General features: G+C 71.3%; 23 protein-coding genes. 13 read left to right on the forward strand and 10 right to left on the reverse strand.

The window, feature by feature from the left end:
* The first annotated feature begins 4 nt into the window (after positions 1–4).
* The 4 genes from ACQPY4_RS11755 to ACQPY4_RS11770 are packed head-to-tail and all read left to right on the forward strand — an operon-like array spanning position 5 to position 4,785.
* Positions 5–1,651, forward strand: a complete 1,647-nt coding sequence (locus ACQPY4_RS11755) for a hypothetical protein (protein ID WP_433335422.1) — start codon at positions 5–7, stop codon at positions 1,649–1,651.
* Between the two features lie 56 nt (positions 1,652–1,707).
* A complete protein-coding gene (locus ACQPY4_RS11760) occupies positions 1,708–2,679 on the forward strand; it encodes a hypothetical protein (protein ID WP_433335423.1) in 972 nt (323 codons plus the stop codon).
* A gap of 52 nt (positions 2,680–2,731) precedes the next feature.
* Entirely contained in the window at positions 2,732–3,613 is an 882-nt protein-coding gene (locus ACQPY4_RS11765; protein WP_433335424.1) for a hypothetical protein, read from the forward strand.
* A gap of 29 nt (positions 3,614–3,642) precedes the next feature.
* Positions 3,643–4,785, forward strand: coding sequence for a hypothetical protein (locus ACQPY4_RS11770; protein WP_433335425.1), 1,143 nt, complete (start codon positions 3,643–3,645; stop codon positions 4,783–4,785).
* 4 nt (positions 4,786–4,789) lie between these two features.
* On the opposite strand, the gene ACQPY4_RS11775 is transcribed toward ACQPY4_RS11770, so the two are convergent.
* Positions 4,790–5,149 (reverse strand): hypothetical protein, encoded by a 360-nt coding sequence (locus tag ACQPY4_RS11775; RefSeq protein ID WP_433335426.1) that lies wholly within the window; start codon positions 5,147–5,149, stop codon positions 4,790–4,792.
* A 311-nt stretch (positions 5,150–5,460) separates the two neighbouring features.
* Here ACQPY4_RS11775 and ACQPY4_RS11780 point away from each other — a divergent pair, with 311 nt between their 5' ends.
* On the forward strand, positions 5,461–7,923 hold the full coding sequence (locus ACQPY4_RS11780) for a tetratricopeptide repeat protein (protein ID WP_433335427.1): 2,463 nt from the start codon (positions 5,461–5,463) through the stop codon (positions 7,921–7,923).
* Here the strand turns inward: ACQPY4_RS11780 and ACQPY4_RS11785 are convergent.
* The gene (locus ACQPY4_RS11785) at positions 7,916–8,506 is read right to left on the reverse strand and encodes a TetR family transcriptional regulator (RefSeq protein WP_433335428.1); all 591 of its coding nucleotides are present in this window, start codon (positions 8,504–8,506) and stop codon (positions 7,916–7,918) included. The genes ACQPY4_RS11780 and ACQPY4_RS11785 overlap by 8 nt on opposite strands.
* A gap of 88 nt (positions 8,507–8,594) precedes the next feature.
* Here ACQPY4_RS11785 and ACQPY4_RS11790 point away from each other — a divergent pair, with 88 nt between their 5' ends.
* Positions 8,595–9,380 (forward strand): SDR family oxidoreductase, encoded by a 786-nt coding sequence (locus ACQPY4_RS11790; RefSeq protein ID WP_433335429.1) that lies wholly within the window; start codon positions 8,595–8,597, stop codon positions 9,378–9,380.
* Positions 9,381–9,458: 78 nt separating this feature from the next.
* On the opposite strand, the gene ACQPY4_RS11795 is transcribed toward ACQPY4_RS11790, so the two are convergent.
* On the reverse strand, positions 9,459–11,288 hold the full coding sequence (locus ACQPY4_RS11795) for a glycosyl hydrolase family 18 protein (protein WP_433335430.1): 1,830 nt from the start codon (positions 11,286–11,288) through the stop codon (positions 9,459–9,461).
* A gap of 188 nt (positions 11,289–11,476) precedes the next feature.
* Positions 11,477–11,956 (reverse strand): MarR family winged helix-turn-helix transcriptional regulator, encoded by a 480-nt coding sequence (locus ACQPY4_RS11800; protein ID WP_433335431.1) that lies wholly within the window; start codon positions 11,954–11,956, stop codon positions 11,477–11,479.
* A 63-nt stretch (positions 11,957–12,019) separates the two neighbouring features.
* Between ACQPY4_RS11800 and ACQPY4_RS11805 the strand changes: the two genes are divergently transcribed.
* Positions 12,020–12,433, forward strand: a complete 414-nt coding sequence (locus tag ACQPY4_RS11805; RefSeq protein WP_433335432.1) for a cupin domain-containing protein — start codon at positions 12,020–12,022, stop codon at positions 12,431–12,433.
* A gap of 20 nt (positions 12,434–12,453) precedes the next feature.
* Here the strand turns inward: ACQPY4_RS11805 and ACQPY4_RS11810 are convergent, their stop codons facing one another.
* Positions 12,454–13,098, reverse strand: a complete 645-nt coding sequence (locus tag ACQPY4_RS11810; protein ID WP_433335433.1) for a LuxR C-terminal-related transcriptional regulator — start codon at positions 13,096–13,098, stop codon at positions 12,454–12,456.
* Positions 13,050–14,345: a sensor histidine kinase gene (locus ACQPY4_RS11815; protein ID WP_433335435.1), complete on the reverse strand. Its 1,296-nt coding sequence runs from the start codon at positions 14,343–14,345 to the stop codon at positions 13,050–13,052. The genes ACQPY4_RS11810 and ACQPY4_RS11815 overlap by 49 nt, the downstream gene beginning before the upstream one ends.
* Before the next feature lie 195 nt (positions 14,346–14,540).
* Between ACQPY4_RS11815 and ACQPY4_RS11820 the strand changes: the two genes are divergently transcribed.
* Positions 14,541–17,036 carry a Tex family protein gene (locus ACQPY4_RS11820; protein WP_433335437.1) on the forward strand — a complete coding sequence of 832 codons (2,496 nt, stop codon included), beginning with the start codon at positions 14,541–14,543 and terminating at the stop codon, positions 17,034–17,036.
* A gap of 394 nt (positions 17,037–17,430) precedes the next feature.
* Here the strand turns inward: ACQPY4_RS11820 and ACQPY4_RS11825 are convergent, their stop codons facing one another.
* On the reverse strand, positions 17,431–18,516 hold the full coding sequence (locus tag ACQPY4_RS11825; protein ID WP_433335439.1) for a hypothetical protein: 1,086 nt from the start codon (positions 18,514–18,516) through the stop codon (positions 17,431–17,433).
* Positions 18,517–18,775: 259 nt separating this feature from the next.
* On the opposite strand from ACQPY4_RS11825, the gene tig reads away from it, so the two are divergent.
* From tig to clpX, 5 genes are all read left to right on the forward strand, one after another.
* Positions 18,776–20,299 (forward strand): trigger factor, encoded by a 1,524-nt coding sequence (tig, locus tag ACQPY4_RS11830; protein WP_433335441.1) that lies wholly within the window; start codon positions 18,776–18,778, stop codon positions 20,297–20,299.
* Between the two features lie 199 nt (positions 20,300–20,498).
* Positions 20,499–21,131, forward strand: coding sequence for a ClpP family protease (locus ACQPY4_RS11835; RefSeq protein WP_433338890.1), 633 nt, complete (start codon positions 20,499–20,501; stop codon positions 21,129–21,131).
* A 182-nt stretch (positions 21,132–21,313) separates the two neighbouring features.
* A complete protein-coding gene (locus ACQPY4_RS11840) occupies positions 21,314–21,940 on the forward strand; it encodes an ATP-dependent Clp protease proteolytic subunit (protein ID WP_433338892.1) in 627 nt (208 codons plus the stop codon).
* Positions 21,940–22,083 (forward strand): hypothetical protein, encoded by a 144-nt coding sequence (locus ACQPY4_RS11845; protein WP_433335443.1) that lies wholly within the window; start codon positions 21,940–21,942, stop codon positions 22,081–22,083. Before ACQPY4_RS11840 ends, ACQPY4_RS11845 begins: the two co-directional genes overlap by 1 nt.
* A gap of 32 nt (positions 22,084–22,115) precedes the next feature.
* The gene (gene clpX / locus ACQPY4_RS11850; protein ID WP_433335445.1) at positions 22,116–23,393 is read left to right on the forward strand and encodes an ATP-dependent Clp protease ATP-binding subunit ClpX; all 1,278 of its coding nucleotides are present in this window, start codon (positions 22,116–22,118) and stop codon (positions 23,391–23,393) included.
* 64 nt (positions 23,394–23,457) lie between these two features.
* On the opposite strand, the gene ACQPY4_RS11855 is transcribed toward clpX, so the two are convergent.
* The 3 genes from ACQPY4_RS11855 to ACQPY4_RS11865 form a co-directional block, all read right to left on the reverse strand.
* The gene (locus ACQPY4_RS11855) at positions 23,458–24,117 is read right to left on the reverse strand and encodes a response regulator transcription factor (RefSeq protein WP_433335447.1); all 660 of its coding nucleotides are present in this window, start codon (positions 24,115–24,117) and stop codon (positions 23,458–23,460) included.
* Positions 24,107–24,889: a sensor histidine kinase gene (locus tag ACQPY4_RS11860; protein WP_433335449.1), complete on the reverse strand. Its 783-nt coding sequence runs from the start codon at positions 24,887–24,889 to the stop codon at positions 24,107–24,109. Before ACQPY4_RS11860 ends, ACQPY4_RS11855 begins: the two co-directional genes overlap by 11 nt.
* Positions 24,890–25,013: 124 nt before the next feature.
* A complete protein-coding gene (locus ACQPY4_RS11865) occupies positions 25,014–25,835 on the reverse strand; it encodes a hypothetical protein (RefSeq protein ID WP_433335451.1) in 822 nt (273 codons plus the stop codon).
* Positions 25,836–25,940 lie beyond the last annotated feature (105 nt).

A 25,940-nucleotide genomic window follows, 5' to 3' on the forward strand; every position in this document is an offset into this window, starting at 1 on the left:
CCCCATGGTATTTCGCCGTATCGGACTGCCCGCCGCCCTGTGCGGGCTCCTGCTCGCACTCGCGCCCCCACCGGCCGGGGCGGCGGCACCCGAACCGCCCTGCACACCGTTCGGCGGCGCCACCGCCGACGAATGGGCCGGGTGCCTGAACGTCGACCTGCGCCTTTCCTCCGCCCCGGCCGTCGGGGCGCGGGCCGAGCTGGCCGTCGAGGTCCGCACCACCGCACGCCGATCGGACGTGCGCCTGGCCGTGGAGCTGCCCGCCGGGCTGGTCTGGGTCAAGGCGCCCGCCGGTCTGCGCACCGGCACCGCCGCGTCGCCGAAGCCCGTCCACGCCGGACGGGTCCACCGCGCCGAGGGTGAGAAGAGCGTTGGCCGGGACCGGCCACTACGGCTCACCGGCACCGTCAAGGCCGTCGGTGCGGGGTCCGCCGAGATCTCGGCGGTCGCCACCTCGCCCGCCGACGCGTCCACCGCGTCCGACCGCGTCTTCCTGACCGCCGGAACCGAGCGGTCCGCCCTGGGCTTCGCCGCGAAGGCCGCCAACCGGGCCGTGCCCGCGCCGGGCGGCGCCACCCGCGCCCACCCCCACCTCGCCCACAAGCCGGTCGGCCCCGCGCCCAAGCGCTCGCTGGCGACGTCCTGCGCGACGGGTTCCTGGGGCTACGTCGACCACACCGGCGCGTCCCGGGTCTCCGCGAACGCCCTGGTGACCGTCTACGACTCCGACGCCTCCGGGTCGCCCGACCGCCTGGCCGGCGGCGTCACCGGCGCCGACGGGAAGTTCCGCCTCTGCTTCGGCAACACCGACGAGGAAGGCGGCGGGCAGGACGTCTTCGTCGCCTTCGCCACCGAGAACGACCGCTGGATCGTCCGGAACGGCCGGACCAAGCGCTCCTACCGCTTCGACACCTCGGTGCGCGCCAACGTGGCCGACGGCGCCACGACCGACTTCGGGCCGAGCCGCCCGGCCGACGCCGCGCTGATGCGCGGGGTCGAGGCGTTCGACACCGTCAACACCGGATGGAACTGGACGCCCGGCACCGACTGCTGGGACGCCCGCGACACCACCTGCCGCCGCGGGCTGATCAACTGGGCGCCGGACTCCACCGACGGCACCTACTACTCGCTGCGGACCAACGACGTCCACCTCGCCGCCGAGGACCCCGACGCGCCCATCCTCGTCCTGCACGAGTTCGGGCACGCGCTCATGGACGACGTCTACGAGGACGACTTCCCGCCCGCGCCGTCCTGCAGCCCGCACTACATCCCCAGCCGGAGCTCCGAGGGCTGCGCGTGGACCGAGGGGTTCGCGACCTGGTACGGCGTCGCCGTCCTCGACGACCCCACGTTCCGCTGGCCCGAGGGCAGGTCCCTCGACCTGGAGGGCCCGACCTGGGGCACCTCGGGCTGGCAGGACGGTGACACCGTCGAAGGCCGCGTCACCGGCGCCATGATCGACCTGTACGACGACGCCAACGAGCCCGGCGACGCCTGCACCGAGAACCCGGCCGGGCCGCTGTGGAACACCTTCCTGGACCACGTGTCCGACACGTTCGGCGAGTTCTGGTCGCACCGCGCCGACGACGGACATGACGTGGGCCCGTCCGCGCTCGCCTGCCTCCACCACAACACCATCGACTACCGGTGATCGCGCATGGGCGGGCGCCTCGCGGAGCGCCCGCCCATGCTTGTACCTTGCCGATCGTGGTGAAGGCGAAGGTCGAGCAGGCATTGCGGCGTCTGGGCGTCGGCCCCGACGCGGCCACGGCCTACCTCGCGCTTCTGGAGCTGGCGCCCATCGCACCCGACGGGCTCGCCGCCGCGATCGGCCTGGACGAGCGGCGCCTCGCGGCTGCCTGCGACGAGCTGGCCGAGACCGGCCTGGCGCACACCGTCTCCGGCGCGGTCGTCCCGGTGCCGCCCGCGGCCGGTCTGGAGATCCTGCGCCGGCACCGCGCCGCCGAGCTCGACGAGTCGCGGATCGCCGTCGCGGGCGCCTTCGAGTCCTTCCGCCGAACACGACTGGAGTACGACAACGACCTGGTCGAGGTCGTCACCGGCGACGGGATCGGCCTCCGGCTGCGCCAGGCGTGGGCCAGCGCCCGAAAGCAGATCCGCCAGTTCGACTCGCCGCCCTACTTCCCGATCCCCAGCGCCACCCAGGACGCCCTCGCCACGCTCGCCCGCGGCGTCGACCAGCGCGTCATCTACTCCCGCGACTCCCTGGAGCAGCCCGGCTACATCGCCGACTGCATCGAGCCGTTCATCGAGGCCGGCGAGCAGGCCCGCGTGCTGCCGTCCGTCCCGGTCAAGCTCGTGATCATCGACGACGCCTACGCGCTGGTCTCACTGTCGATCAAGGAGGCCGACCGGCACACCACCATGCTGGTCGTCCAGCCCTCCGGCCTGCTCTCCGCGCTGACGGCCCTCTTCGAGCTCTCGTGGCACAACGCGCTGCCCTTCCACGGCAGCGCCATCCGCCCGCAGCGCCTCCTGCCCGCCGACCGCCGCCTGCTGGCGCTGCTGGCGGCCGGGGTGCCCGACGACGACATCGCCCGCGAGCTCGACGTCAGCCGCCGCACCCTGTTCCGCCGCATGGAGATCCTCATGGCCCGCCTGGGCGCCACCACCCGGTTCCAGATGGCCCTCCAGGCCCAGCGCCGAGGCTGGGTCTGATCATGACCGTTTCTTCCAAGACCCGAGAACCTCGAACCGCCATCCTCGAACCATGGACCTCTCCTCCGCACACGCGTTCATGGCCGGCCACGCCCGCGTCCTGGACCGCCGCCGCCTCGAACTGCGCCTCGGCCAAACCGACGTCACCGCCGTCCTGTCCGCCCTCGACGGCTACCGCAACCCCGACGGCGGCTACGGCTGGGGCCTGGAACCCGACCTGCGCTCCCCAGAAAGCCAGCCCGGCGGCGCCCTGCACGCCTTCGAGGTCTTCGCCGACATCGCCCCCGCCACCTCCCCACGCGCCGCCGAACTCTGCGACTGGCTCGACTCGATCACCCTGCCCGACGGCGGCCTGCCCTTCGCGCTCCCCTTGACCGTCAAGGAGGCCACGGCCCCCTGGTGGCAGGACGCCGACCCCACCGCCTCGTCCCTCCAGATCACCGCGATCACGGCCGCGGCCGCCCACCGCGTCGCCGTCCACGACCCCGCCGTCGCGAAACACCCCTGGCTGGCCCGCGCCACGAGATACAGCCTCGACACCATCGCGGCCCTCGACGAGAAGCCCTTCGCCTACGTCCTGCTCTTCGCCGTCCACCTCCTGGACGCCGTCCACGACACCCACCAGGAAGCCCCGGCCCTCCTCCGCAAAATGACAGCCCACATCCCCGCCAACGGCCGCGTCCCCGTAGCGGGCGGCACCGAAAACGAGGCCCTGCACCCCCTCGACTTCGCCCCGACCCCGACCAGCCGCCTCCGCCCCCACTTCACCCCCGAGGTCATCGCCACCGACCTCGACCGCCTGGCCTCCCTCCAGCAACCCGACGGCGGCTGGATCGTCGACTACGCCAGAATCTCCCCCTCCGGCACCCTCGACTGGCGCGGCGTCACCACCCTCAACGCCCTCCACACCCTCCACACCCTCCAGTCCAACTGAATGTCAGACCCCGCTGCGACGCTGCGGGCGTGAGCATCGCAGACGGAATCGACGCGGTCCTACTCCAGCCTCAGGTAAGCCGAGGGCAGCTGTGCCTGGTAGAACCGCTCGACGCGTTCCCCGAGTACCCGTTGGCTGAGGCCAACCGCGCGGGCTTGATCGAGTGCGTCCCGGGGTTCGCCTTCCTCGTCACGGGCCACCACGAGGGCACCGTCGGCATGACCGTCGCCGTCGCCGACCACGACCTGGGCGCCGACCTCTCCTACGACGACGTCGTCGAGGTGAGCTACTACTCGCCCACGGGCGACATCTCGATCGAGGAGAACTCGGGTGAGGCCTATGAGCTGCCCGAACTCTCCGTTGGCCCGCACCGTTTGCGGTATCACCTGCGCATGGCCGCCGACGGAAAGACGGCCGAGTCCGTCCTCCTGCAGATCTGGCCGGACGAGCCCGGCGAGTCGGCCACCCTCAAGGTCACCAGCCCTTTGGCGCGCACGTGGCTGGACCTGAGCCCGATCGCGAGCCACGCGTCAGCGTGCGCTCCTCCCGTCCAACGAACGGCCCCGCAAGAAGACGAGGCGCCCTGGCAGGGCGACACCACGCTGGAACTGACACCCCGGGTGAACTACCACCAGATGTATCTCTGCGACACCAGCTTGGAAGAAGTCCCCTGCCCTCTCCAGGATCCCAACGTGGCGGGCCTGGTGGAGAGCGTCGCCGACTTCGCGCAGCTCTCCACGGGCTTGGCGGCGGGGCCGGTGAACCTGAGGGTGACCGTCGCCCAGCGCGACCCAGGGGCGCGCATGGACGAGTACGAGGACGTCTTCGAGGTCAGCCTCTTCTCCAGCACGGGCCTCCTCACCATCGACGAATGGGAGCCAACACGCTTCCACGCTCTGCCGCCCCTCGCCGCCGGACGCGGCACCTACCGGCTCCGCTACCACGTGCGTGACTACGACGAGCTCTACGACTGCGCTTCACCGGTGCCCGTAGGGCACTATCTGCTCCAGATCTGGCCCGCTCCCGTCACGGATTCCATGATCCTCAAGGTCCCCACCGGAGGACGCGCCCGCGCGGTGGCGCCGCCTCTGCGTTCCTCGTCATCGGCCACCGACCTGCCTCTGGTGCCGCTTCCGTTCAACGGGCTCGCCGAGAGATGGAGCCGGGTCTAGGGCGTCAGGTGGTCCAGACGAGGGTGAAGTCGCCGTCGTCGTAGCCGACGGCGATGCCTTGGAGGGGGGAGGGCCAGGACTCTTCGGGGGAGAGGGCGTAGACGAGTTTGGCGGCGTGTTCGAGGGGGTCTTCGGTGGTGCCGGGGAGGGGGACGCTGTTGTTGTCGGGCCACCAGGTGGGGTCGCAGGCCCAGTCGCCCAGGTCGTCGTCGGGGTCGAAGACGTCGCAGCCCGTGACGTAGAGGTCCCAGCCGGTGTCGGTGGCGGCCAGGCCGAACCAGAGCGCCCTGATCGTGGGCGGGGCGCCCGCGGCCTGTTCGAGGAGGGCCTTCCACCAGCTCGTCAGCTTCGTTGACTCGATCAACCCTTACCGTCCCGATCTTCGTTGGTTGACGCGGTCGGCCGGGAGGGTGCGGGGGACCCGGCTCGGAACATCATCCCGTCTGGAGGCCCGGGTGAACAGATGATCGTTTCAACTGGTGGGAGAGGTTTCGGGAGTCCTCGCCGCCGCGTTCGCGGACGATGCGGGCGGGAAGTCACCGGCCAAAGGTCTTGGAACGGGGGGCTCCGGCACGGGATCTTATTGGCGGGTAGATCGCCGAGCGCGGAGGGACGGGCATGGCTGGAGACGAGGCTCCTCGGTCACGCAGGGCCCGGTTTCCCGCACCCTGGCTCGTGGGAGGGCTGACCGTCCTCATCACGGCGGTGACGATGTCGCTGGACGTGCTGACGATCTCCGACTCGGCGCGGCTGGGGGTGACCGGCGGTGTGGCGGTGCTGGCGGGGCTCGCGGCGTGGATCGCGCAGCCGTCGCTGGAGGAGGAGGGGACGCGCCCGCCGATCGAGACGACGGTCGTCCCGGCCCAGCTGCCGCCGGTGATCGCGCACTTCACGGGACGCGGCCAGTCGCTGGCCGAGCTGCGGCGGGCGTTCGCGGCCCGCTCGGACGACGAGCCGCTGGTGGTGTCGGTGCACGGACCCGCCGGGGTCGGCAAGTCGGCGCTGGCGGCCAGGTTCGCGCACGAGGCCGCCGGTGAGTTCCCCGATGGGCAGCTCTACTTCGACCTTCGCGGGGACGAGGGGTCGCGGGTCAGGCCCGAGGAGGTGCTGACCGGGTTCCTGCTGGCGCTGGGCGTGCGGCTCTCGACCGACCCGGGCGGCCTGCGGGAGCTGCAGAAGCTGTGGTGGACGTGGGCGCGCGGCCGCAGGCTGCTGGTGCTCCTCGACAACGCGCGCGACGGTGAGCAGGTGCAGGCGCTGCTGCCCCCGGCGGGCGGCTGCGCGGTGCTGGTGACGTCCCGGCAGCCGCTCTATCTGCGCAACACCTTCGACCGCAGGCTCCAGGAGTTCACCGAGTCGCACGCGGTGGAGCTGCTGGGACGGCTGGCGGGCGGGCAGCGGGTCGCGGCCGATCCGGAGGCGGCGTCGGCGATCGTGGAGCTGTGCGGACGGCTGCCGCTGGCCATCAGCATCTGCGGCGGGCGCCTGGCCGCGCGCGAGAGCTGGACGCTCCGGGAGATGGGCGACCGCCTGCGGGACGAGAGGCGGCGGCTCGACCAGCTGGAGGTCGCGCGCAACATCGACAGCAGCGTCCGGGCCAGCCTCCAGCTCAGCTACGCCGACTGCAGCCAGACGCAGCGGCGGCTGCTGCGCGCCCTTGGTCTGCTGAACACCCCCGACGTGCAGGGCTGGGTGGCGGGCGCGCTGCTGGACGTCTCGGGCCTCGAAGGCGGCGACCATCTGGAGGCGCTGGTCGACGCGCAGCTCGTCGAGTGCTCGGGCACCGACGCGACGGGGGAGATGCGGTACCGGCTGCACGACCTCGTCCGGCTCTACGCGCGGGAGCGGTCCGAGCAGCAGGACTCCGAGGCCGAGCGGCGCTCCCCGATCGAGCGGGTGCTGGACGGCTACCGGGAGCGGGCGGAGGCCGCGGCGGCCGAGCGGTGGCCGCAGGACTGGCACCGCCAGGCGGGGCCGCGCACGGCGCCCCGTCCCGGGTACACGGCCAACGACTGGCTCAGCAGCGAGCGCCTGGCGCTGCTCGCGATGGTCGACCAGGCCGCCGAGCGCGAGATGTGGGGCGTGGTCTGGAGGCTGGGACGCGCGGCGTGCTCGCTGTTCCACTCGCTGCGGATCTTCTGGCAGGAGTGGCGCGCGGTGGCCGACCTGACGCACGCGGCGGCGCTGCGGCTGGACGACGAGCGGTCGCTGGCGATCGCGTTGATGGAACGCGCGTCGGTGGAGGGCGGCCTCGGCCAGATGGACCGGGCGCAGGCCGACGCCCGCGCGGCACTGGAGATCTTCGAGCGGCTGCGCGAGACGTGGTGGCGGGCCAGGGCGCTGCGCGCGGTCGGAATGAGCCTGCGCGACGCCGGCAACATCGACGAGGGGCAGCGCTTCCTGCTGGAGGCCATCGCGGTCTTCGAGGCCGAGGGCGACCAGTGGTGGCACGCCCGCACGCAGCGCAACCTGGCCGAGCTGAGGCTCGCCCAGCGCCGCTACCAGGAGGCGCGCGAGCTGCTCGAACAGACCGTCGAGGTGTTCCACCGCAACGGCAACCGGTACTCCGAGGCGCAGTCGCTGCGGGCGCTCGGGGAGGTGCTCGCGGCCGAGGCGCGCCGGATGCGGGCCGAGGGGCGGCACCGTGACGCCGAGGTGAAGTACGGCCTGGCCGCGCCCGTCCTTGAACGCGCGGCCGAGGCGTTCCGGCTCCGGCACGAGCAGTGGGAGGAGGCCCGGTGCCTGCGGGCGGCGGGCGAGGTCGGCGACCCGCGCAACGGGTTGCGGGAGCTGAACTTCGTCCGGCAGGCCGAGCAGATGCTGGAGGGGCTGGGCGACACGTGGGGCGTCGCCCGGTCGATGATCTCCGAGGGCCGGGCGCTGGGACGGCTCGGCCGCCACGACGAGGCGGCCGCCGCGGTCGGGCGGGCGCTGGAGGCGTTCGACGAGCTCGGTGACCGCTGGTGGCAGGCCCGCAGCCGTCGGACGCTGGCCGAGGTGCTGCTGGACGCGGGCCGTCCCGAGCGGGCGCGGGGCCCGGCGGCCCAGGCCCTGGAGATCTACCGCAGCCTGGGCAACACCGCCGGGGAGACCCGCGCGCGGGACGTGCTGCGCCGGGCCGGGGGCGACGTCACCTGATCGTCTGGGCGAGGACCCGCGCCATCTCCACGACGGCCTCGCGGCGGCGCGCGACGGCCGCCTTCTCGTCGGGCTCGTCCAGCACCATGCGCCGCAGTTGCGGGGCGGCGAAGTTCCACGCGACCAGCCCCAGCACCGTGAACAGCCAGTTCTGGGCGACGTGGACGGGCTCGTCGGCTCCTTCGCCCACTCCCGCGGCGACCAGGTCGCGGACGTGGCCTCGGTACGCCTCGGTCCGCGGCTCCTCGCCCTCGATGGGGCCCTCGCCCGACTCCAGAGCCTCCCAGAGCAGCAGCCTGACCAGTTCGGGATGCTCCTGGTACCAGTCGAACAGCCGTCCGGCGGCCTCGGGCAGCGCGTCGGGCGTGAGGGCGACCGAGTGGCAGATCTCCTCCAGCTTGGCGCGGACGACGGCGCCGAACAGCTTGTCCTTGCCGCCGTAGTAGAGGTAGATCGCCTGCTTGTTGGCCCGCGCGGCCACGGCGATCCGCTCGATCCTGGCGCCCGCCAGGCCGTGCTCGGCGAACTCGGCCGTGGCGGCCTCGAAGATCCGCCGCCGGGTCGCCTCCGCGTCGTACGCCATGGATCGATTAAACCATCCGGTTGACTTCCCGGCCCGCGCCGTGCCACCGTCTAATCCAACCGGATGGTTTATTTCTGAGGAGCACGCCATGACCACGATCGCCCCCGTCCCGTCCCGTTCACCCCTGCCCCAGGCCCTCGCGGGCGGGACGGTCGTCATCGTCGGCGGCAGCTCGGGCATCGGCCTGGCCGCCGGGACGATGCTCGGCACGCTCGGCGCCCGCGTGATCCTCGTCGGCCGCGACCCGGGCCGCCTGGACGCCGCCGCCGACCGCGTCCGCGCCGCCGGGGCGGCCCCCGATTCCGTGCTCGGCCTTTCCGCCGACGGCGGCGACGAGGACGCGCTCGCCCAGGTCTTCGACAAGGCCGGAGCCGTCGACCACGTCCTGGTCACCGCGGGCGAGATGCCCGGCGTCGCCCCCGTGGACGAGCTGTCCAGGGACGTCGTCCGCTCGGGCTTCGACACCCGCGTCTGGGGTGCCCTGGCGGCCGCGCGGCTGGCGGCCGGACGCATGTCCCCGGGCGGCTCGATCACGCTGAGCTCGGGCGCCTACCTGCCGCGTCCCGTCCCCAACCTCAGCGGCGCCATGGCGGTGATCGGCGCCGTCGAGGGGATGACCCGGGCCTTGGCCGTCGAGTTCGGGCCCCGGCGGCTGCGGGTCAACACCGTCCGGTACGGCGTCGTCGACACCCCGCTCGCACGCGGCGCGATGGGTCTCGACTCCGACGAGGCGGTGGCGGCGGCGGGCGCGGGAAGCCTGCTGGGCCGCTTCGGGACGCCCGAGGAGGCCGCGTCCGCCGCCCTGTTCCTGATGGCCAACAACTACGTCACCGGGCAGGTCCTCACCATCGACGGCGGCTACACCCTGGGCTGAACCCGGACACGAGAGGGGCGGGGCCCCGACCGGGGGTTATCCGGTCGGGGCCCCGCCTGTCAGCCTTGGCCGCAGCGGTCAGCCGAGGCCGTTCTTGATGGCGGAGATCAGCTCGCCGCCGGTGGTGTCGCCGCTGAGCTCCCAGAAGAAGGAGCCGCCGAGACCCTGGTTCCTGGCGTAGGTCATCTTGCCGCCGATGGTGGACGGGGTGTCGTAGCTCCACCACTGGTCGCCGCAGTGCGCGTAGGCCGTTCCCGCGACCGTCCCGTTGGACGGGCAGCGGCCCTTGAGCACCTTGTAGTCCTCGATGCCCGCCTCGTAGGTGCCGGGCGCGGCGCCGGTGGCCGTGCCGCCGGGCTCCTTCTGCGTGACGCCCTTCCAGCCCCGCCCGTAGAACCCGATACCCAGGAGCAGCTTGTTCGCGGGAACGTTCATGGACTTGAGCTTGGCGATGGTCTGCTCGGAGTGGAACCCGGGGATCGGGATGCCGCTGTAGGAGCCGAGCGGGGAGTGCGGAGCGGTCGGGCCGTCGGCGTCCCAGGCGCCGAAGTAGTCGTAGGTCATCGGCAGGTACCAGTCGACGTACTGGGCGGCGCCGGCGTAGTCGGCCTTGTCCAGCTTGCCGTCCGTCGTGCCGTCTGCGGTGATGGCCGAGGTGACCAGGTTGCCCGAGCCGAATTTGGCGCGCAGCGCGGCCATCAGGTTGCGGTACGCGGCGGGTCCGCTGCTGTCGCAGGTCAGACCACAGGCGTTGGGGTACTCCCAGTCGATGTCGATGCCGTCGAAGACGTCCGCCCAGCGCGGGTCCTCGACCAGCTTGTGGCACGACTCGGCGAAGGCGGCGGGGTTGGCGGCGGCCTGCCCGAAGCCGCCCGACCAGGTCCAGCCGCCGAACGACCACAGCACCTTGATGTGCGGGTGCTTCTTCTTCAGCTTGCGCAGCTGGTTGAAGCTGCCGCGCAGGGAGCCGGCGTCCCAGGTGTCGGCCTGGCCGTCCACGCTCTCGCCCGCGTTGTAGAACCGGTCGTAGTCGGCGTAGGCGTCGCCGATGGTGCACTGGCCGTTCTGGACGTTGCCGAACGCGTAGTTGATGTGGGTCAGCTTCGCGGCCGAGCCGCTGGTGTCGATGTTCTTGACGTGGTAGCCGCGCTGGTAGACGCCCCACTGGGCGAAGTAGCCGATGATCTTGTCGCCGCCTGGGCCGGTCTGGCCCTCGTCGGTGGTCACGCTCACCGCGTTCGAGGCCGCGGAGGTGTTGCCCGCCGCGTCACGGGCCCTGACCGTGAAGCCGTAGGCGGTCTTGGGGGACAGGCCGGTGACGACGGCGCTGGTGCCGGTCACCGTCTCGGCCTTGGTGTCGCCGCGGTACACGTCGTACCCGGTGACGCCGACGTTGTCCGTCGAAGCGTTCCAAGCGAGCGAGACGCTGGACGAGGACTTGGCGGTCGTGCGCAGGCTCGCGGGCGCCGACGGGGCCTCGGCGTCATCGCCGGGGCCGCCGGTTCCGTCGCAGGCGCCGCCGTTGACCTTGCATCCGGCGATCCAGCCGGGGCCGCTGCCGCCGAACCCGAAGCCGACCGAGGCGTCGGGGGCGAGCGCGCCGTTCCAGCCGACGTTGGTGAAGGTGTAGTGGTTGCCCGCCACGGTCTTGGTGGCGTCCCAGGTGGAGCCGATGGACGTCCCCGCGGGCAGGTCGAACTCGACCTTCCAGCCCTGGATCGCCGCCCGGGTGCCGTTCTTGATCGTGCACTTGCCCTCGAAACCCGTCCCCCAGTCGGAGGTCTTGACGCAGGTCGCGGTGACCGTTGACGCCGCCGACGATGCCTGGGGAGCCGCGAAGACGGTCCCGGCCAGCGCGATCGTCACGGCCGAGGCGAGGCCGAGCGCCCGTCGCGAAGGTATGGACATGACTCTCCGTTCAGTCCGTCCCCCGAACCCAATGGAAGAATCATTCTTAGGAAAGTTTCCTAAGAATTGGAGCGATGGTAACCGCGCCGATGGGCCTTCACAAGGGCTTTCGGCATGCGTTCGAACGGTCCATCCGGTGGTCTGCCCGGCGGCCTGCGGACGTACGGCGACCCCCGTATGAAACTCGTTCAGGCCCCTGAGAACCATCCGGGCATGTCCAGCCGGATCGGCTCGGCGGGCGTCATGCGGCGCAGGTCGGCCTCCATGGCCCGCATCCGCTCGGCGCCCAGCTCCAGGGCCCAGCGCTCCCGGATCTGGTCGAAGATCCGCTCGGACCGCACCAGCGAGTCGACCCCGCGCTCGGTCAGCCGGACGATCTTGCGCCGGGCGTCCCGCCGGTCCGAGGTCCGCTCGACGTAGCCGAGCCGCTCCAGGGAGTCGACCGTCTTGCCCGCGGCCTGCTTGGAGACACCCAGCCGCCGCGCGAGCTCCACCGCCGTGGTGCCGTCCGGGCCGATGGCCTGGAAGACGAAGCCGTGCATGGGCCGCAGGTCGGGATGGCCCTGCCGGGCCAGCTCCTCGTGCAGCTCGTCGATGATCACCCGGAATCCCAGGAACATCCGCAGCGGCAGCTCGAACCCGGGAGCGCCGGAAAGATCACTTGACATAAAAGACAACCTCGTTGACTATATGGACAACCACGTTGACGATTCTAACCGGGAGCAGCCCAGATGACAGTCATCCGCAGCGCTGAGCGCCGTCGCACCGAGACCCCCAACGCCGTCATGACCACGCTGGCCTCGCCCACCCAGGGCGGCGCGGCGACGGCGGTGTGGCACGTCGACATGAAGCCCGGACGCGTTGGCCCGTTCCACGCCTTCGACGCCGAGACCGTGTGGACCTTCCTCGGCGGCCAGGCCACCATCGCCCTGGACGGCCGGACCTTCGACGTCGCCGCGGGCGACACCGTCGTGATGCCCGCCGACGCCCCGCGCCGGCTGACCGCGGCCGACGACGGCTTCACCGCACTGGTCACCGCGCCCGCCGGGGCCAAGGTCTACAACCCCGACGAGATCACCCCAGAGGACGCCTGCGCGATGGCCCCCAAGGACGCCGAGCGCCTCATCCCCCTCTGGACCCGCTGATCCGATCCCACCGTCCCGGCCTACGTCCCCAAGTAGGCCAGGACGGCCAGGACGCGGCGGTTGTCGTCCTCGGACTGGGGGAGGCCGAGCTTGCCGAAGATGCTGTTGGTGTGCTTGCTGATGGCCTTCTCGGTGACGAACAGGGCGGACGCGATCGCCGCGTTCGAGCGGCCCTCGGCCATCAGCCCCAGCACCTCGCGCTCGCGGGGGGTCAGGGCCTGGAGCGGCTCCTCGCGGGCCCGGCGGGTGAGGAGCTGGGCCACCACGTCGGGGTCGAGCGCCGTGCCGCCGCCCGCCACCCGGCGGACCGCGTCGACGAACTGGCTCACGTCCGACACCCGGTCCTTCAGCAGGTAACCGATGCCGCCGGAGCTGTCGGACAGCAACTCGCGCGCGTAGAGCTGCTCCACGTGCTGCGAGAGCACCAGGACGGGAAGGCCCGGGATCTCCTTGCGCGCCTCCAGGGCCGCCTTCAACCCCTCGTCGGTGAAGGTCGGGGGCAGGCGCACGTCGACCACCGCGACGTCCGGACGGTGGTTGAGGAGCGCGCGCACCAGGGAGGGCCCGTTGTCGACGGCCTCGACGACCTCGAACTTGAACGCCTCCAGCAGGCGGATCAGGCCGTCCCTGAGGAGGGCGAGGTCTTCGGCGATGACAACGCGCACGGCAACTCCATGGTCACGACGGTCGGGCCCCCAGAAGGACTTGTCACCGCAATCGTCCCATCGAAGGCGGCCAGCCTGCGCTCGATGCCGCGCAGACCGCTGCCGCCGTGCGGGTCGGCACCGCCGATCCCGTCGTCGCCGACGATCATCACCAGCGCGCCGCGCCGGTGCTCGATCTGGATCCAGGCCCGCTGCGCCCCGCTGTGCTTGGCGATGTTGGCCAGCACCTCGGCGACCGCGAAGTAGCCCGCCGACTCCACCGGCGCGTCGGGACGTCCCGGCAGCTCGATCCGGACGTCGATGGGCAGCGGCACCGACAGCGCCAGCGCGCGGACCGCGCCGTCCAGCCCCCGCTCGGCCAGCACCGGCGGGTGGATGCCGCGCACCAGGTCGCGCAGCTCGGTCAGCGCCTGCCCGCTGGCCGAGCGCGCCTCGCTGAGCAGCTCCTGCGCGGCGGCCGGGTCCTGCTTCATCAGCTCCTGGGCCAGCCCGATGTTCATGCTGAGCGCCACCAGCCGCGCCTGGGCGCCGTCGTGCAGGTCGCGCTCGATGCGCCGCAGCTCGGCGGCCGAGGCGTCCACCGTCTCCGACCGCGACTCGGTCAGGACGTGGACGCGCCGGGCCAGCGCCGCACGGGTCGGGGCGAGCAGCGACTGGCAGAACAGCGCGTGGCCCTTGAGGATCGACGGCCCGCCGACGATCCCCAGCAGCATCAGCGGGATGCCCAGCGCGATGCTCCCGACGATCCCGACCGCGCCCCAGTCCTCCAGAGGCCAGAACGGGCCCCAGCCGTAGGCGGTGATCTGGCTGAGCCAGGGCACCACGACCACCCCTTCGAGCCCGTAGACCATCAGGGACGCCGGCAGCAGGCCGAGCAGCATCACCACCGGGATGTTCACGATCGACCAGAGCAGGTCGCGCCAGGTGGCCGGGTCGCCGTACAGCCACTTCAGGCGCCGCCAGGAGAGCTGCGCGGCGTCCGGCTCGGGCCGGTAGGGGGACGGGATCGCCACGCCGGACCACTCCGAGGCCCACGTGCGCTGCAACGTGGCGAACCCGCGCAGTGCCAGCAGCGCCGCCGGTGCCAGCACGAAACCGACGCCGATCGGCATCAACGCGATCGACACCACCGACAGGACGAACAGCGGGACGCCCGCCGCCAGCCCGACCGCGGCCTGGATCAGCCCGCGGAGCCCGGTGAGGAGGCCGGCACGGGTCGCCTCCCCGAGACGCTCACCAAAGTCCACCGGTCCTCCCAAGCTCGATCACGACGTGTCCCCATTTTGTCGCCCCCGTGACCTGGGGGGCAGTGGACCTAACCCCACTCGCGGCGAGAACAGGGGTGGAGGAAGCTCCACCTGACGCGACAAGCGGCCCGGATACCTGGACAATGCAACGGCGATACCCAGGGGAGAAAGCGAATCGAGACCGTGACAGCGTCCATGAGCCAGACATCCAGCGACCAGGCCGAGCCGGGCGGCGCGTCCGCCGTCCTGCCGGTCACCCAGCGGATCGCCGACGAGCTCGGCGTCAGGGAGGGCCAGGTCAGGGTAGCCGTCGACCTGCTCGACGGCGGTTCCACCGTCCCGTTCATCGCCCGCTACCGCAAGGAGGCGACCGGCGCGCTCGACGACACCCAGCTGCGCGCCCTCGAAGAGCGGCTGCGCTACCTGCGCGAGCTGGACGAGCGCCGCGCCGCGATCCTGGAGTCGATCGACTCGCAGGGCAAGCTCACCGGCGAGCTGCGTGCCCAGATCGTGGCGGCCGACTCCAAGGCGCGGCTGGAGGACATCTACCTCCCGTACAAGCCCAAGCGCCGCACCAAGGCCCAGATCGCCCGCGAGGCCGGCCTCGAGCCGCTGGCCGAGCTGCTGCTCGCCGACCCGTCCCACGAGCCGCAGGCCGCCGCCGCGCCGTACGTGGACGAGGTCAAGGGAGTCGCCGACGCGGCCGCCGCGCTGGAGGGCGCCCGCGCGATCCTCGTCGAGCGGTTCGCCGAGGACGCCGACCTCATCGGCGCCCTGCGCGAGCGGATGTGGACGCGGGGCCGCGTCATCTCCAAGGTCAGGGAGGGCAAGGAGGAGACCGGGGCCAAGTTCTCCGACTACTTCGCCTTCTCCGAGCCGTTCGCCAAGCTGCCCTCGCACCGGATCCTCGCGCTGTTCCGCGGGGAGAAGGAGGAGGTCCTCGAGCTCGACCTCGAACCCGAGGAGGGGGCGGACGACCCGTCCGCGCGCACCTCGTTCGAGGCCGAGATCGCGCGCCGCTTCGACGTCCGCGACCAGGGACGCCCGGCCGACCGCTGGCTGGGCGAGGCCGTCCGCTGGGCCTGGCGCACCCGCATCCTGGTCCACCTCGGCATCGACCTGCGCACCCGGCTGCGGCAGGAGGCCGAGGACGAGGCCGTCCGGGTGTTCGCCGCCAACCTGCGCGACCTGCTGCTGGCCGCGCCCGCGGGCACCCGCGCGACCATGGGCCTCGACCCCGGCCTGCGCACCGGTGTGAAGGTCGCGATCGTCGACGGCACCGGCAAGGTGCTGGCGACCGACACCATCTACCCGCACGAGCCCAGACGCCGGTGGGACGAGTCCATCGAGACCCTGGCCGGGCTCGCCCGCGCCCACAAGGTCGACCTGGTCGCCATCGGCAACGGCACCGCGTCCCGCGAGACCGACAAGCTGACCGCCGACCTGATCTCCCGGCACCCCGACCTGAAGCTCACCAAGATCATGGTCTCGGAGGCCGGGGCGTCGGTGTACTCGGCCTCGGCTTACGCTTCCCGCGAGCTGCCCGACCTGGACGTCTCGCTGCGCGGCGCCGTCTCGATCGCGCGCCGCCTCCAGGACCCGCTGGCCGAGCTGGTCAAGATCGACCCCAAGTCGATCGGGGTCGGCCAGTACCAGCACGACATCTCCGAGGTGAAGCTCTCCCGCTCGCTGGACGCCGTCGTCGAGGACGCGGTGAACGCGGTCGGCGTGGACGTCAACACCGCCTCGGCGCCGCTGCTGACCCGGGTCTCGGGCATCGGCGAGGGCCTGGCCGCGAGCATCGTGGCCCACCGCGACGCCAACGGCCCGTTCCGCGCGCGGACGGGGCTCAAGGAGGTCGCGCGGCTCGGTCCCAAGGCGTTCGAGCAGTGCGCGGGCTTCCTGCGCATCCCCGGGGGCGACGACCCGCTCGACGCGTCCGCCGTCCACCCCGAGGCCTACCCCGTGGTGCGCCGCATCATGGACGCCGCCAACAGCGACGTGACGGGGCTGATCGGCAACACCGCCGCGCTGCGCTCGCTGAAGCCGGCCGACTTCGTCGACGACACCTTCGGCCTCCCGACCGTCACCGACATCCTGTCGGAACTGGAGAAGCCGGGCCGCGACCCGCGTCCGGCGTTCAAGACCGCCGCGTTCAAGGAGGGCGTCGACAAGCTCGCCGACCTCCAGACCGGGATGATCCTGGAGGGCGTGGTCACCAACGTCGCGGCCTTCGGCGCGTTCGTCGACGTCGGCGTCCACCAGGACGGCCTCGTCCACATCTCGGCGATGTCGGACTCCTATGTCGAGGACCCCCGCGACGTCGTCAAGCCCGGCGACATCGTCCGGGTCAAGGTGCAGGACGTCGACCTCCAGCGCAAGCGGATCTCCCTGACGCTCCGCCTGGACGAGGAGCCCGCGCCCAAGCAGCCGCGGAACGCCGACGACCGCAAGCCCCGCCAGCCTCGCGGCGGCGGCTCCGGCAACCGCGGCAAGGGCGGCGGCCGGAACGCCGACCAGCCCAAGGGCGGCCAGTCCAAGGAGGGCCAGCCCAAGGGAGGCCAGCCCAAGGGCAACCGCAACTCGGGAGGGGGCGGCTCCGGCGCGAGCGGCGCCATGGCCGACGCCCTCAGGCGCGCGGGCCTGGACAAGGGCCTGCCCGCCAACGAAGACCGCAAGCGCCGCCGCTAACACGCCCGGCGACGCTCACCCGCTGACGCCCGTCAACCCCGCCCGGCCGAGGCCGGGCGGGAACGGGAGCCGCACCGCGTCCATCACCCACAGACGACGTCGCGCTCGGAACCGAAGGAGCAACCCGCGTGCCGCTCCTTCGCGGCCGAGGCCGAACAACGCATGTGTGCGCCGTCGCGCTGAGCGCGGCGGCGCGCTCGGAACCGGAGGGGCAACCCGCGTGCCGCTCCCGCGCGGCCGAGGTCAAACAACGCATGTGTGCGCCGCCGCGCTCGAGCGCGACGTCGCGCTCGGAGCCGGAGGAGCGACACGCGGGTCGCTCCTTCGCGGCCGAGGCCGAACACACATTTGTGCGCCGTCGCGCGGAGCGCGGCGGCGCACACATGCGTTCGCTTTAACGTTGATCGTTCTCGGTCGGGTTGCCCGAGTCGTAGTGACCGTAGGGGCCGCGGCCGAGTGGATCGCCGCGATACGGCGTGGGCGTGGGCGTTTGAGGAGGCGGGTGCGGGGCCGCGAGGGGCGGCTCGGCCAGCGGGGCCAGTGGCGCGCGCGGCCGGGGGATCCGGCTACCGAACACGTCCTGCACCGGCGGGACCGCCTCGGGCGCGGGCACCGGGCCCTCGCCGAGGGGCCGGTGCCGGGGGAACTGCGCGACGGCGAGCGCGGCGAGTGCCAGCGCGCCCATCCGCATCGCGAAGTGGGAGGTGTCGCTGGGCCACGGCTCGGCGTACATGAACGCGCCCATCACCAGCAGGTAGGACTTGGCGGCCACGGTCATCACGGCGGCGACGATCGAGACGCGGCAGCGCTGGAAGCCCGCGACCATGATGCCGAAGCCGAGCGCGGCCGCGGCGACCGTGACGTACGGGTAGGGCGTGGAGAGCACGCCCAGGCCCTGCGAGCTGGAGTCGCTCCAGCCCTTGATCGCCAGCTCGGCCGTGCCGACGGGAAAGCCCGAGCTCAGGCCGTAGGCGATGCCGGTCACCGGCCGGGCGTGCCGGCCGTCGGGACGGTGGTCGCCGAACATGTTGATCAGGAGCGGGACGACGATCGCCGGGACGACCACGACCGCCATCTTCCACGTCGGGACGTCGACCGCCTCGATCGGCGGCGGCCGCCCCACCGAGAGCGTCAGCAGCCCGACCGCCGTCCCGATCAGCGCCAGGCTCAGCCACTCGCGCGGCGTCAGCCGGTCGCCGAAGAAGATCATCGCGATCACGAGCAGGGGCAGCACCCCGGACATGAAGATGGGGACCGCGATGCCCAGCGACAGCTTGGTGAGCGCGAGGATCTGCAGGCCGAGACCGCCCAGGACCAGCGCGAGGCCCGCCAGGAAGATCCAGTTGGTGAGGATCACCCAGACCATGTGCGGGAGCCGGTTGGCGCGTACAGGCTCCATGCGGTCGGCGGCGAGCTTGAAGATCGCGAAGCCGACGTAATACAGCCCGGTCGCCGCGAAGGCCGCAACTATCCCGTTCATTCCGCTGAATTATGGTCGCGCGTGTGCGAATTGTCACTACCACGCAACACATTGGTCACATGATCCACTGCACCGGGCGGGGAGGATGGGAAGGTTCTGGGCCTTCGATGGCCTCAGACGCCGTCCGTACCCCATAGACTTGGGCGCGCGAAGGCGCGGAGCCGTATTTCGGCGTGCCCGCGCCCCCAGAGACTGACTGGCTGAGCACGCGTCGAACGCCGTCGGCCGAGACAGCGCCCGATCAAGGAGACCTACCCCAGTGAAGACCGATGTCGAGGAGCTGACCCCCACTCGGGTCAAGCTCACCGTCGAGGTTCCGTTCGACGAGCTCAAGCCGAACCTCGACAAGGCGTACAAGGAGATCTCGCAGCAGGTGCGGATCAAGGGCTTCCGGCCCGGCAAGGTTCCCGCCCCGCTGATCGACAAGTACGTCGGCCGGGGCGCGGTCCTCCAGGAGGCGGTCAACGACGCGCTTCCCGAGCTCTACGGCCGCGCCGTCGAGGAGACCGAGATCTTCGTCCTCGGCCAGCCCGACGTCGAGGTGACCGAGCTCGACGACGGCAAGCAGTTCGCCTTCACCGCCGAGGTCGACATCCGGCCCAAGTTCGAGGTGCCCGACTACGACGGCCTCGAGGTCACCGTCGACGACGCCGAGGTCACCGGCGAGCAGATCGACGAGACCATCGGCAACCTGCGCGAGCGCTTCGCCTCGCTGACCACCGCCGAGCGCCCGATCGAGGACGGCGACTTCGCCACCATCGACCTGGCCGCGGTGATCGACGGCGAGAACATCGAGGACGCCGGCACCAGCGGCTACTCCTACGAGGTCGGCAGCAAGGGCGCCGTCGAGGGCCTCGACGACGCGCTGGTCGGCCTGTCCGCCGAGGAGAGCGCGACCTTCACCAGCACGCTGGTGGGCGGCGAGCGCGCCGGCGAGGAGGCCGAGATCACGGTCACCGTGCAGAGCGTCAAGGTCAAGAACCTGCCGGAGCTGGACGACGAGTTCGCCCAGATGGCCAGCGAGTTCGACACCATCGAGGAGCTGCGCGCCGACGTCGAGACCCGGCTGGGACGCCAGGTCAAGATGCAGCAGCTCTCCGACGCGCGCGACAAGGCCCTCGAGGCCCTGCTGGAGAAGGTCGAGATCCCGCTGCCCGACAAGGTGGTCGAGGAGGAGATCAACCGTCGCAACCAGCAGCTGGAGCAGCAGCTCCAGATGTCGGGCCTGACCAAGGAGGCCTTCCTCGCCGACGAGGAGAAGACCGAGGAGCAGTTCGACTCCGACGTCGCCGACGCCGCCCGCCTGGCGGTCAAGGGCGGCTTCCTCCTCGACCAGCTCGCCGTCCAGGAGGAGCTGGGCGTCGAGAACGAGGAGCTCAGCGAGTACGTCGTCACCCAGGCGATGCAGATGGGCGTGGCCCCGCAGCAGCTCGCCGAGTACCTCACGCAGAACAACCAGCTCCCGGCGATCGTGTCCGAGGTGCTGCGCAGCAAGGCGCTCAACCTGATCGTCGAGCACGTCACGATCAAGGACGAGTCGGGCAACGAGCTCGACGTCGAGGCGATCCGGCGCGAGCTCGACGGCCAGTCCGGCGAGACCGTCGAGGTGCCCTCGGCCGACGACGCCGAGGCCGCGGCCGCCGACGAGGCGCAGGAGATCGCGGACGGCGCCGCCGACGCGGCCGACGCCGACCGCGCCGACGTCGAGCAGGCCAAAGCCGCCAACGCCGACGCCGAGGCCGAGGCCGACGCGGGCGACGCCGAGGCAAAGAAGGACGCCTGACGCGAACGTGTGGAACGCCCCGCATCCCCGGCTACCGGGGGCGCGGGGCGTTCCCCTTTGCTGGGTCTTGACCGGCGCGCGGCCGTCCGCCGGGTACGCCCCCAGCGAAAAGGCGCCCCTCCCGGCTTAAGCGGGGTCCGGGGCGCGTTAATGTCCAAGCATCCGAACCGATAAAAGGACCGGAGGAACACCGGTGAGCATGCCTCCGACTTTCGACGAGTCGTCGCGGATCCAGGCGCGGGTCGCGGAAGCGCCCCTGCTGCCTCTGGGCGACCACCTTTTCCAGCGCCTGCTGCGTGAGCGCATCGTCTTCCTCGGCCAGCAGGTCGACGACGACATCGCCAACCGCATCTGCGCCGAGCTGCTGCTGCTGTCCGCCGAGGACGGACGCCGCGACATCACCCTCTACATCAACTCGCCCGGCGGCTCCGTCACCGCCGGAATGGCGATCTACGACATCATGAAGTACGTCCCGAACGACATCGTGACGGTCGGCATGGGGCTGGCCGCCTCGATGGGGCAGTTCCTGCTCTGCGCGGGCACCGAGGGCAAGCGCTACGCCCTCCCGCACGCGCGGATCATGATGCACCAGCCGTCCGGCGGCATCGGCGGCACCGCCTCCGACATCAAGATCCAGGCCGAGCAGATGCTCTACGTGAAGAAGCAGCTCGCCGAGAAGATCGCCGAGCACACCGGCCAGTCCCTCGACCAGATCGAGAAGGACTCCGACCGCGACCGCTGGTTCACCGCCGCGGAGGCCAAGGACTACGGCCTGGTCGACCACGTGGTGCTCAGCGCGACCCAGGTGCCCTCCGAGGGCACCGTCAGCTGAGGGTCCCGGCCCGTCCACGGATCCCTCCGGAAACGCTGGCTGGAGGCGTCCCGCGGGGGACCGGGGGCGGTTCCCCCCAGAGCGACACTTACGATTCATTTCGGAGGCACACAGTGAGCGACCTGATCAGGCCGGGCCTCGGTGGCCTGAGCCGACCCGGCATCGTGGCGGGCGGCGGGCCGATGCCCGTCGACAGCCGCTACATCATTCCGTCGTTCGTCGAGCGCACCACGTACGGGGTCAAGGAGATGAACCCGTACAACAAGCTCTTCGAAGAGCGGATCATCTTCCTCGGCGTCCAGATCGACGACGCGTCGGCCAACGACGTGATGGCCCAGCTGATCACGCTGGAGTCGATCGACCCCGACCGCGACATCAGCATCTACATCAACTCGCCCGGCGGCTCGTTCACGGCCATGACGGCGATCTACGACACGATGCAGTTCGTCAAGCCGGACGTCCAGACGGTGTGCATCGGCCAGGCGGCCTCGGCCGCGGCCGTCCTGCTCGCCGCGGGCTCGCCCGGCAAGCGGGCGGCCCTGCCGAACTCGCGGATCCTGATCCACCAGCCGGCGACCGAGGGCACCTACGGCCAGTCCAGCGACATCGAGATCCAGGCCCGCGAGATCATGCGCATCCGCGACCTGCTCGAAGAGATCCTGGCCAAGCACAGTGGCAAGACTCTCGACGAGGTCCGGCACGACATCGAGCGTGACAAGATCCTCACCGCCGAGGAGGCCAAGGAGTACGGCCTCATCGATGACGTCTTCCAGAGCAGGAAGCGCAAAGCCGAGGTAGTGTCGTCCTGATGGACGACGCGTGGACGAGGGAGACCCCCAGCCCGGTCGTCATACTTCCGGGCGAGGGGCTTACCAAGTCCGTTGGAGGCGGTAACGTCGATTCCAACGTCGAGAGCCTTCGGGACGCAACCGAGCTGAGCCGCATCCTCTGAGGCGGACGGCCCCACGAAAAGGAGACAGTTGGGTGGCACGCATCGGCGACGGTGGTGACCTGCTCAAGTGCTCGTTCTGCGGGAAGAGCCAGAAGCAGGTCAAGAAGCTCATCGCGGGTCCGGGCGTGTACATCTGCGACGAGTGCATCGATCTCTGCAACGAGATCATCGAGGAGGAGCTCTCCGAGACCTCCGACCTCAAGTGGGACAGCCTGCCCAAGCCGCGGGAGATCTACGAGTTCCTCGACTCCTACGTCATCGGGCAGGAGGCGGCGAAGAAGAGCCTCTCCGTCGCCGTCTACAACCACTACAAGCGCATCCAGTCCGGTGACGGTGCGACGCGGGACGACGCGGTCGAGCTGTCCAAGTCCAACATCCTGCTGCTGGGCCCCACCGGATCGGGTAAGACGCTGCTCGCGCAGACGCTCGCCAAACTCCTCAACGTCCCGTTCGCGATCGCTGACGCGACGGCGCTGACGGAGGCGGGCTACGTCGGCGAGGATGTCGAGAACATCCTCCTGAAACTGATCCAGGCGGCCGACTACGACGTCAAGAAGGCCGAGACCGGGATCATCTACATCGACGAGGTCGACAAGATCGCTCGCAAGAGCGAGAACCCGTCGATCACGCGGGACGTCTCGGGCGAGGGCGTCCAGCAGGCCCTGCTGAAGATCCTGGAGGGCACCACCGCGAGCGTCCCGCCGCAGGGCGGCCGCAAGCATCCCCACCAGGAGTTCATCCAGATCGACACCACCAACGTGCTGTTCATCTGCGGTGGCGCCTTCGCGGGGCTCGAGAAGATCGTCGAGTCGCGGGTCGGCAAGCAGGGCATGGGCTTCGGAGCGGTGATCCGCTCCAAGGTCGACCTGGAGGAGTCCTCGGCCATGCTGGCCGACGTGATGCCCGAAGACCTGCTGAAGTTCGGCATGATCCCCGAATTCATCGGCCGGCTCCCGGTGATCACCAGCGTCCACAACCTCGACCGTGAGGCGCTGATCAACATCCTCACCGAGCCCAAGAACGCGCTGGTGCGCCAGTACCACCGCCTCTTCGAGCTCGACGGGGTCGACCTGGAGTTCTCCGGCGACGCCCTGGAGGCGATCGCCGACCAGGCCATCCTGCGGGGCACCGGTGCCCGCGGGCTGCGGGCGATCATGGAGGAGGTCCTCCTGTCGGTGATGTACGAGGTTCCGAGCCGCCAGGACGTGGCCCGGGTCGTCATCACCCGCGAGGCCGTCCTCGAACATGTGAACCCGACCCTGGTGCCGCGCGAGCGCAACAAGCGCGAACCGCGCGAGAAGTCCGCCTAGCACGATCACAGAAACGCCCCTCCTGCGGGAGGGGCGTTTCTGTTTCCCTGCGCTGGAGGCGGGGTCAGCCGCGGGTGGACTCGCCCAGGCCCGCCTCGCGGGCCATGACGATGGCCTGGGCCCGGTCGGCGACGTGCAGCTTCATGAAGATGTTGGAGACGTGGTTGCGGACCGTCTTCTGGCTGAGGAAGAGGGCGGCGGCGATCTCGGTGTTGCTGCGGCCCTGGGCGATCAGTTCCAGAACCTCCCGCTCGCGCTCGGTGAGCTGCGGGAACGCGGCCTGGCGCGGGTCGGGCATGTCGGTGAAGTAGGTCAGGACGCGGCGCGCGATCTCGGGGCCGTAGATGGCCTCGCCGGCGGCGACGGCGCGGACGGCCCGCGCGATCTCCTCGGCGCCCGACTCCTTGAGCAGGTAGCCGCGGGCGCCCGCCCGCATGGCGGCGAAGACCGAGTCGTCGTCGCGGAACATCGTCAGCACCAGGACGCCGATCCGCGGGCTGGTGCGGGTGATCGTCCGGGTGGCCTCGATGCCGTTGCCGCCGGGCATGTGCAGATCCATCACGACCACGTCCGGCTGGAGTTCGGCGGCCAGCCGGACGGCCTCGGGGCCGCACTCGGCCTCGGCGACGACCTCGATTCCCAGCGCGTGCAGCAGGCTCGTGAGACCCTGCCGGAACACCGGGTGGTCGTCGGTGATCAGGACCTTGATCGTCTCACCGCTCATGATCGGCCGCCCTCCCCGTTCCAGGCCGATCGTAGCGCCGTCCGGGCAGCGGGAGGCGGGCCGAGACGACGGTGCCGCAGCCCGCCCGCGAGGTGATCGTGCAGCTGCCGCCGACCTCGGCGGCCAGCTCGCGCATCTCGGCCATGCCGCCCGAGCCGTTGCGCCGCATCGGCTCGGGGAGGCCCACCCCGGAGTCGGCCACCATCAGATGCAGGTCATGGTCGCGGCTCAGCATCACCATGGCCGTGGACGCCCGGGCGTGCTGGCGGACGTTGGCCAGGGCCGCCTCGACGATGCGGTAGGCCGCGACCTCGACGGCGGCGGGAAGGTCGTCGGGCTCGCCGTCGAAGCGGACCTCGACCTGGGGGCAGGCCCGCTCGGCCAGCGTCCGGATCGCCGCCACCAGGCCCAGGTCGTCCAGCGAGGGGGGCCGCAGCCCGTGCGCGATCTCGCGGATCTCGCCGACGGTGGTGGCCAGCCGGTCGCGCAGGTCCGACAGCAGGGGCTCCATGCGCTCGGGCTCGCCGGACAGGGTGATGCGCGCGGCGTCCAGCGACATGGCCAGGCTGGCCAGCGTGGGGCCGAGCCCGTCGTGCAGGTCGCGGCGCAGGCGGCGGCGTTCCTCCTCGCGGGCCGTGAGGATGCGCTCGCGGGAGCGCTGCAGGTCGTCGGTGAGCCGGCGCAGGCGCGGCACGTCCGCCAGCCGCACCGCCGCGGCTCCGGCGGCGAAGGCGGCCGTCATCGCGACGGCATGCGCCACGACCGCTCGCATCCCCGATCCTCCACGCCTCGCGCGGCTTCGCACGTCGGGCACCAGCCTCCCGGTCGGAACGGCCCGGCGTCAGGTGACCGGTGTCCCGACCGGAACGGGACCGATGCCGCGCGAGGCGCGCGGGTCAGGCCTCGGTCTCCACGTCCGCGCGGACCCGCCGCATGATCGAGGCGACCTCGGAGATGCTCTTGGACGCCGTGGACGTCGAGCCCAGCGAGGAGGTGTCAGGAACCGGCGCGACCGCCCCGAAGGACGTCCCCGTCGCCCAGATGCAGACCGCGCTGGAGTAGGCGCCCGAGTTGATCGGCACGCACAGTGCCTTGCCCGGGCCGCCCGCGCTGACGTCGGTGGTGTTGGCCGACGAGCCGCGCGTCAGCCGTCCCAGCGTGTTGCCCTTCAGGAAGGTTTCGGGGTCGGAGAGATCGCCGTAGCCGCCGAAGAACATGATCTGCTCGGTGGAGCCCTTGTAGACCGCGACCTTGAAGTCGTCGAACGTCGACTTGGTCTGCCGCTCCAGCTCGCCCTTCTGGTTGACCAGCTGGGAGGTGATCGTGCTCTCGCTCGCCGAGTTGCGGGTCATGCCCGCCACGGTGGTCGGCGTGTCGATGCGGTACTTGGTGTCGTCGCCGTTGGACATGACGACCACGACCGCCACGACGATCACCAGCAGGACGACGGCGCCGCCGACCAGGGCGATCACCAGTCCGGCGCCGCCGGACTTGCGGGGCGGGGGGCCGTACGGGGACGGGCCGCCCACGGGCTGCGGGCCGTAGCCGCCGGGCTGCTGGCCGTAGCCGGGCGGGGGCGGGGGCGGCGCGCCGTAGCCGGGCGCGGGCGGGGGTTGCTGGCCGTAGCCCGGCTGCTGCCCGTACCCGGGCTGCTGGCCGTACCCCGGCTGCTGGCCGGGCTGACCGCCCTGCCCGGGCGGCGGGTTCCAGTTGCTCATCGATTTCTCCTAAGCGCCGGGCCGGCGCTGATCTGCCAGGCGGACTGGCCTGGTGGAATCAGGATAAGCGCGCCTTTGGACCTGTGTATCAGACGAAAGACGCGG

Source organism: Spirillospora sp. CA-294931, from assembly GCF_050946795.1.
GTDB lineage: Bacteria > Actinomycetota > Actinomycetes > Streptosporangiales > Streptosporangiaceae > Spirillospora.

What these genes read in the sequence shown, in the direction of transcription:
- ACQPY4_RS11755 (WP_433335422.1), top strand. Translation starts at nt 5, where the DNA reads ATGGTATTTCGCCGTATCGGACTGCCCGCCGCCCTGTGCGGGCTCCTG.
- ACQPY4_RS11765 (WP_433335424.1), top strand. Translation starts at nt 2,732, where the DNA reads ATGGACCTCTCCTCCGCACACGCGTTCATGGCCGGCCACGCCCGCGTC.
- ACQPY4_RS11785 (WP_433335428.1), bottom strand. Translation starts at nt 8,506, where the DNA reads ATGGCGTACGACGCGGAGGCGACCCGGCGGCGGATCTTCGAGGCCGCC.
- ACQPY4_RS11790 (WP_433335429.1), top strand. Translation starts at nt 8,595, where the DNA reads ATGACCACGATCGCCCCCGTCCCGTCCCGTTCACCCCTGCCCCAGGCC.
- ACQPY4_RS11795 (WP_433335430.1), bottom strand. Translation starts at nt 11,288, where the DNA reads ATGTCCATACCTTCGCGACGGGCGCTCGGCCTCGCCTCGGCCGTGACG.
- ACQPY4_RS11800 (WP_433335431.1), bottom strand. Translation starts at nt 11,956, where the DNA reads ATGTCAAGTGATCTTTCCGGCGCTCCCGGGTTCGAGCTGCCGCTGCGG.
- ACQPY4_RS11805 (WP_433335432.1), top strand. Translation starts at nt 12,020, where the DNA reads ATGACAGTCATCCGCAGCGCTGAGCGCCGTCGCACCGAGACCCCCAAC.
- ACQPY4_RS11820 (WP_433335437.1), top strand. Translation starts at nt 14,541, where the DNA reads ATGAGCCAGACATCCAGCGACCAGGCCGAGCCGGGCGGCGCGTCCGCC.
- ACQPY4_RS11825 (WP_433335439.1), bottom strand. Translation starts at nt 18,516, where the DNA reads ATGAACGGGATAGTTGCGGCCTTCGCGGCGACCGGGCTGTATTACGTC.
- ACQPY4_RS11835 (WP_433338890.1), top strand. Translation starts at nt 20,499, where the DNA reads ATGCCTCCGACTTTCGACGAGTCGTCGCGGATCCAGGCGCGGGTCGCG.
- ACQPY4_RS11840 (WP_433338892.1), top strand. Translation starts at nt 21,314, where the DNA reads ATGCCCGTCGACAGCCGCTACATCATTCCGTCGTTCGTCGAGCGCACC.
- ACQPY4_RS11845 (WP_433335443.1), top strand. Translation starts at nt 21,940, where the DNA reads ATGGACGACGCGTGGACGAGGGAGACCCCCAGCCCGGTCGTCATACTT.
- ACQPY4_RS11855 (WP_433335447.1), bottom strand. Translation starts at nt 24,117, where the DNA reads ATGAGCGGTGAGACGATCAAGGTCCTGATCACCGACGACCACCCGGTG.
- ACQPY4_RS11860 (WP_433335449.1), bottom strand. Translation starts at nt 24,889, where the DNA reads ATGCGAGCGGTCGTGGCGCATGCCGTCGCGATGACGGCCGCCTTCGCC.
- ACQPY4_RS11865 (WP_433335451.1), bottom strand. Translation starts at nt 25,835, where the DNA reads ATGAGCAACTGGAACCCGCCGCCCGGGCAGGGCGGTCAGCCCGGCCAG.